General features: G+C 36.0%; 4 protein-coding genes. All 4 read right to left on the bottom strand.

Going from position 1 to position 6,734, the window contains the following annotated elements:
- Positions 1-333 precede the first annotated feature (333 nt).
- The 4 genes from BKD12_RS15960 to BKD12_RS17050 all read right to left on the bottom strand — a co-directional run bounded on the left by BKD12_RS15960 (position 334) and on the right by BKD12_RS17050 (position 6,552).
- The gene (locus tag BKD12_RS15960; protein ID WP_070090338.1) at positions 334-1,725 is read right to left on the bottom strand and encodes a macro domain-containing protein; all 1,392 of its coding nucleotides are present in this window, start codon (positions 1,723-1,725) and stop codon (positions 334-336) included.
- A gap of 20 nt (positions 1,726-1,745) precedes the next feature.
- A complete protein-coding gene (locus tag BKD12_RS15955; RefSeq protein WP_083263011.1) occupies positions 1,746-2,882 on the bottom strand; it encodes an FRG domain-containing protein in 1,137 nt (378 codons plus the stop codon).
- Positions 2,839-6,312, bottom strand: a complete 3,474-nt coding sequence (locus tag BKD12_RS15950; RefSeq protein WP_070090336.1) for a hypothetical protein — start codon at positions 6,310-6,312, stop codon at positions 2,839-2,841. Before BKD12_RS15950 ends, BKD12_RS15955 begins: the two co-directional genes overlap by 44 nt.
- Positions 6,313-6,384: 72 nt before the next feature.
- The gene (locus BKD12_RS17050) at positions 6,385-6,552 is read right to left on the bottom strand and encodes a hypothetical protein (protein ID WP_176730997.1); all 168 of its coding nucleotides are present in this window, start codon (positions 6,550-6,552) and stop codon (positions 6,385-6,387) included.
- Positions 6,553-6,734 lie beyond the last annotated feature (182 nt).

Raw genomic sequence — 6,734 nt, 5'->3', positions numbered from 1 at the left:
AATCACCTTACCACGCACAGCATTTATAGTATTCCCAGAAAATCCCACCTTATTCCTGAGGCCGGGTGTGGGCAGAGCCCACGATAAGGGATTGCTGATGCCGTTATTTGTGCTGCAAAAAATTTTAAAATTCATGCATAACATGAGTCATATAGGGAATACTATAAACAGATAAGTAATTCGACAGCAAAAAAGCAGAAGTTCCGACAAGACATTTATACATATCTGTTTCTTATCAAAGAAGAATTTTTCCCATAGACACAGAAAATTTTACGCTCTCTATTTCACCAAACTCATCTTTTTTCTCCTCAGTTTCATCTTCATCCCTCAATTCTAATAATCACTCAAAAAGCGCCTTTGTTTCAACTGACCAACTATAAATGCAAAAGCTAATACTAAAAATATGAAGTCAATCCCTGTTTTCATGTATGCAATTGTTCTTAAAACGCCATCATAGCCTTCTATGCTATATATATTTCCAAACATACTGTAGTCTACCGCTCCCCAGAATGTCACTCGCCTCCAACAATAACAATAAATAAAGACTGCTGTTCCCAGAATCATTTCTATATAATTAAAACACAAAAGGATAAAAGAGCGAAGCTGATTCGCTGAAGGTCTTTGTATATCTGCAAGAAAAACCAACGAAAGCAAATATGTAATGGTATCCGCCATAATATAAGCACAAAGAGCACACATTATCCCTAATATCCACCCAGATGCTTCAATAATTCCAGGCTGCCATCTTTGAAGCATCATCAATATAAACACCATCAAAGCAGGAAAAATTGCGGCAAATATCGTTTCAACCTCAATAATTTCTCGTCGAAACCTCCATCCACGTTTTCCGGCCCAATGCCTAAGCAAAAGCGTGGGAAAGAATACAAACCGTGCCACCACTAATAGCAAACGCATCATCTTTGTTATCGTAAAATAGTATCTTCTTTCTTTATCAAATTTCCAAATCTCCGCAACATAAGAACGCTGTGCCTCTAATACCCCTACGCTGACCATCCTCTCTTCTTTTTCAATCAAGCGCTGATTCTCTCTATAAATCTTTTGAACTGTCTCATTCTCTGCTGATCTTTCGCCATATATTACCAAATATATTTTTTTGATATTGGAATAGGCGTCACAATTTCTATGTTTGCATTCTATCAATTGATTTCCTATGGTAGTCAATGCAATTCGAAATGCCAGTCCCATAGGGAACCCATAGTTTCCAGAACCAATTATAGGAATCGTTACTCTCTGTATATCCGAACTATCAAAAATAATCTTCATGATACTCTTGTAGCACTCTTGAAGATTCCGAATACATTCTGATCCCCCATCATATTTTGGCCCTACCGCATGTATAATATACTTTACGAACTCTTTATCACCGCTCGTTTTAACAGCTTGTCCAGGGTTACATCGAATCCTATTTTCATGAATTACGCCCCCATCCTTCCCTTTAACATCCTGCATGCCGTGCTTCTTCTCTAGTTCTTGAATTATTTTTTCATTAAAGGTGATTAAGCCTTTTCTCTTTCCCAAGATCCTATCCATTTCCGCATGGATCGCACCATCTACTCCACTGCCCCCCATCAAAGTTGGTTTTGCCGCATTTACAATTGCATCAATATGCATTTTCTTATTCTTGCTAAGTGTAATAATATCCCCGGAAACAACCTCAATAATGTTGCTAATCTTATTTTTGCTGAAGCTTTTTTCCTCAATCATGAATATCCCTTCTCCTCTTGTTAAAAGTTAAAATCCCTATTTTCAATCGTATTGGCTACCACCGGCATTTCAGGATATAACCAGCTGCTGTTCATCCCGGCATTCATTACTTCAAAAGCTATTTCTTCCTGATTACAAATCCGAATTTTGTGCAAAAATTGATTACCCTTCCCCATATTCTCCATAGCATCTAAAAAAATATCAACGTTCCGCAATCTTTTCATTTTCTTTTCGTCTTTATAATACGGAAAAATTGTAAATGCTCCTCGTTGAGCACGTATTCGCTCACTGTGATAAGATTCCACAACAGCCAACGGCATGACTTTATCAAGTTCCCATTTTTTCGATGTTAAATATACTTGGTAAAGGACATAAAACAAGCACTCAAATTCTTCCCCGTTTGCTAATAAGGATAATAATTCTTCATGCCCTAAATTCTCAATTCTTTTCTCAATCGTGCTAAGGTTAAAAATCCCTTCCAAATGTCTGGTTTTTTTAGTTTGTAAACGAGATGGAATATCCGTCTTCAGGTTACGCATTTTTTTATAAAACTTTTTTCGAACATGTCTGTAACTTCTTCCAGTAAATATGATACTTTTTATACACTCATTAATTATTTTATCAGATTGTAATATATTCTCTATCGCTTTCCTGTTCCATTCAATGGGCTCAAATACCCATACATGAGGCGAACTATAAATTCGATCATACGTTTTATATTTTTCCCTGTCGAAAAAACATTCTAATGCAAATATAAGCGGATGAAACATAGACTCCGACCAATCAAGCAGACGTGTTTTTACAGAATGATGCTGCATAAGTCCCATCCAGTCCAGCTGCGTCTCTGGATTCTTATCCAAAAAATGATAATTCTTTGCCAGATAATGCTGATAACGCATTTCCTCTTGAATTGGCATTTCCTCTGATGATTGCGGTGCTTTGCCATACATTTCCCGTACCAAAGATGGGCGCAGCTGATAAGACTGCTTTTGCTGTCCTCTGAACCAAAGTACCGGAGGAGTTTTCGCTTCAATCTTTAGCCTATTTCCCAATTCAGAGACATATTCAACATAGTCTTTTAAATGATATATTTTTTCTTCTGTATATGGCATTTCACTGTACTTCCTCTCTCCATATGGATCTGCAGCTTTCTTCATAATATTCCAAAATAAATTCAATCTCCTCTTTTAGTAAGGACTTCCTTTGCTGATAAAACTTAGCAGGACAATTCAATATCTCTGCAATACCTTCACAAAGTTTTCCAAGAGATTTAGCGCCTAAATCCTTTTGTAAGCTTTCCCTCTTAGCATAATATGCATCTTCACTCGTCAAGTCCTTCCACATGTCTTTTTCTCCTATCACATCACGTCCTGATCTCCTGCCCTCCAATTTGCTTACGATTTCCGCTATCTTTTTATATATACGGACGATCCACTTCTGCGTTGAAGCAGTATTACCAGACATCTCACTATCTTGATATACTGCATTTTCATCAATACTATTTAAAAATCTCCGTATATTTTCTAATCCCCCTTCCCGTTTTAAAGGAAGCATTCTCTTCCCATTCTTAAAATACTGTTCATGATATTTTAGCAGACCTTCCTTTAAGCAAACAGTCTGTTTATATAATTCATCACAAAGGTACTTATCCAGATTATCTAGTTTTCCATCTGACTCTGCGATACATTGGAGCACCCAAAAAATCCGCGTCAGCAAGCCCTCCTCGTTATCAACTCGCAGCTCAAAATACTCAGCTGCCATAACCAGGTATCCAAATATATTCAACCCCATAATCCCACACATATATAAATCCGAGGTGACTTCTCTATACATTTCAATTATGTTGTCAACATGATCAGATACCTCCAGTCTTAACCCTTCCAATATTTCCTGCAGTTCTTCTATTTTTGTTTTTTGATCCTCTATCTTTATTTTTCGTAAAATCAGCTCCAATTCTTCTGTAGAAATAGTGGATGTATCCCATGATAGCTTTTGTCCTCTTTCTCTTATACATTTTTCTATCTGGAGACGAATACTTCTATATATACTCTCATTTACCGCTTGCACTTTCTGCAATGTCTGGTAATCTATTCTGGCCGGATCTTCTTCCATTTTCTGTCTTATATCTCTATAATTCAGGATAAAATTATGGTACTTTTTTAGCGTTTTTTCTAATTCATTTTGATAGTACTTTAACTCAAGATTGTCACTACCATTATGTAGGTTTTCGCTGATTTCATTCCACATTTCATAAAGTGTTTTTCGCTCATCATCGCAAATAGAGTGGTCTGTATCTGCTTTTTCTACTTTTTCCAATTGTGATGAAAACTTTCCCATTTCGATTTTACCGCTCATTTTTTCTATCTGCGCTTTTATTTGTCCCATCAATTGTTTCTGTTGAACTTCCCCTACTGTTTCCAGAGATTGAACTACTTTCTGATACTTTTCCTGTTCTTCACCTTTCCTTAGCCGCTCTCCTGCCGATGATTTCCAATCATCCAATGCTGACAGCGTCCTATAGATTGCATCTGTCATATCGCTATTATAATCGCAAACATCACCTTGCACCTTAGTAAAATAACTGTTTACCAGTGCGTCTAATGTCATATTCCTATTTAACACGGTCTCTATATACTGCAGTATGCTGGCCTTCAATTCAAATCGGAAATTCTCCAGGCTTTGATTCTCATTAATTTCTAAACACTTCTTCAGTTCTGCATAGATTTTTTCAACTATGCCTTCCGTCATTTTGTCTTGTTCCAAATTGTAATAATCTTTACCCGCCAGTATCCTCACCACAATACGAAAAACCAAACTCTTTAATATATAATTTTCCAGACAGTTATTCCTTTCTTTCATACTTTCATATCGAAATTGGTGTGCTATTTCATGAAAAATAATTGGTATCAAAAAGCAAGATTCACAGAGATTCAAAAACGTCGGGCTGCTAACCGCCATTAATTTAGGCATGTCCTCCTCAGCGGAATGGTCATCATCAAACAGTACCATTACTGACAAATCCGAAACTTCCATCATCGGAACTACAATTGGATATAATGTATGCGAAAGATAAGGATATCTCTCTTCCCTGGCTTCTGTCTTTTTTAAGTTCAAAAAAGGAACTAAAAATTGACTATATGCAAGCAAAATTTTCTCAACGCAAACATTCGTCTGCAGATCATAATTAGGTGTCTGCAATGTCTGTAAATTAATACTTCGTATATATCTAGTATAGATTTCCAGTACGACTATTCCCATTTTCAAATTTTCCGCCAAAATATCGGCGGCATTCTTTTTATCGATAGTACATGCCGTCTTCAAATATTGTTCAATCGATGCCACAAATACTTTATACTCTTCAATTAAAATAGACAGGCTGACTTGCAATTCCCGTAATTTATTTATTTCGTAAAATACTCTGCATAATCTTCCTAATAGCCTTGTATATTCTTTTAAATTGCGTTCATACATGTAATACTTGGCAATTTCCCCTTCAATTTCCTGTATTCTTTCTTTTAATTTATCAATCTCCTTCTGATTTTTCTTATATAAGGATATCCATTTCTCTGACGAATTTTTGTTCAAATTCCAAAGTTCAAATCCCTTTCCTTCTATAAATTCATCCGCTTCATATCTCAACAATAATTTTTCATTAATTTGTGAAACATAACCATTATGAAGCATCCATAAAACAAAACTTGCGTTATCGTTACCTTGATTATCAAAGGGATATTCATCTTTGCTCTTACCAAGTTTAAAATCCAAAAGCGACGGATATATATTCTCAAACTCTTTGGCTGAACATTCAATCTGATAATCATATCTTCCAAAAAGACGTGAGCCTCGACATAATAATTCTTTCCTTTTCCCTTTCTCGACCATACCATTTCCCTGACGAAAACGTTGCGAAAAATTCATTCGTATAACTACTCGATCATCCTTAGAAAGATAACCAGTCCACTTTACGTCTCCAGCATTCTCTTTATTCACATAAATCCCAGATATACTATAGGTATGGAAGGCTTCTGCCTTACTTTCCCCCACCTTAATCCCGATATTCCTTATTAACGACGAAAGATCGTATGCATCGTGAAATTGATTGCTGCGCACTACGACCGCAAAGTCTCCTTCTGTCAACAGAGAATATATTCCCCACTTCAAGCTCTTTCCCCTGCTCTTGACATAGCTTTCTATACATGTTTGTACTTTATGCATACAATTTTCCCGGGAAACATCAGACTTATCTTCAAACTCCTGAAATTGATATAACTCAGGATTTATAAAAATTTGGATAACTGTCAAAACAGGGCGTTTCTCGTCTTCAAAAACTCCCTGACCTCTTTCTCCGTAAAGACAGTACCTTTGATGTGATATTCCTCTTTTATCATTTGCATTTCTTCTTATCCCCATGCAGTCTGACAGCCGCGATTCATCCCATTTTAATATCTCTTTTTTCATCCAGTCAAAATAATCCATAATAAAATATTCACTGTTGTCCTTACTTGGATTTTCGCCAGCCTCATCTATCAAATTACTTCTATACAAACTCAGCATCACTAAATCAAAATTATTTTTCTTCTGTTCCATAAGCCCATCCCACTCCTTCTCTTTTGACAAAAAAAAACCCTGTAAATAAAAACAGGGTTCTCATCAATAATATTATGATATATTTTTCTTATATGCCGGAGCTAACAAATGTGGCTTTTCAAAAATACGCGGGCCACTATGATTTGCTTTTTCAATTGGAGAAACTCGCATTGCCCTTCCCGGAAAAGTATCCACCTTTAATTTTCCTATATTTTGTTTTTCTACTTTTCCTATTAGCATATGCATTTAATCCTCCAATTTTTATTATTTTTTGAATATTTGCTCTTTCAAGGAAAATATTCAGATATCTTTTAAAAAAAGAACCCTCGCTACCTTACACGAGAATCCCTTACGTTAATATAGTGTAGCACGAATTTCTCATAATGTCAATCTTAAACTTCCTTGAGTTTCCGCAGAATTAT

The sequence above is a fragment of the Merdimonas faecis genome (assembly GCF_001754075.1).
In the GTDB taxonomy this organism is placed as follows: domain Bacteria; phylum Bacillota; class Clostridia; order Lachnospirales; family Lachnospiraceae; genus Merdimonas; species Merdimonas faecis.
This window is presented reverse-complemented; position numbering and strand designations above follow the sequence as displayed.

Excerpts from the sequence above, each read along its gene's own strand:
- BKD12_RS15960 (WP_070090338.1), bottom strand. The coding sequence starts at position 1,725 with ATGATTGAGGAAAAAAGCTTCAGCAAAAATAAGATTAGCAACATTATT.
- BKD12_RS15955 (WP_083263011.1), bottom strand. The coding sequence starts at position 2,882 with ATGAAGAAAGCTGCAGATCCATATGGAGAGAGGAAGTACAGTGAAATG.
- BKD12_RS15950 (WP_070090336.1), bottom strand. The coding sequence starts at position 6,312 with ATGGAACAGAAGAAAAATAATTTTGATTTAGTGATGCTGAGTTTGTAT.
- BKD12_RS17050 (WP_176730997.1), bottom strand. The coding sequence starts at position 6,552 with ATGCTAATAGGAAAAGTAGAAAAACAAAATATAGGAAAATTAAAGGTG.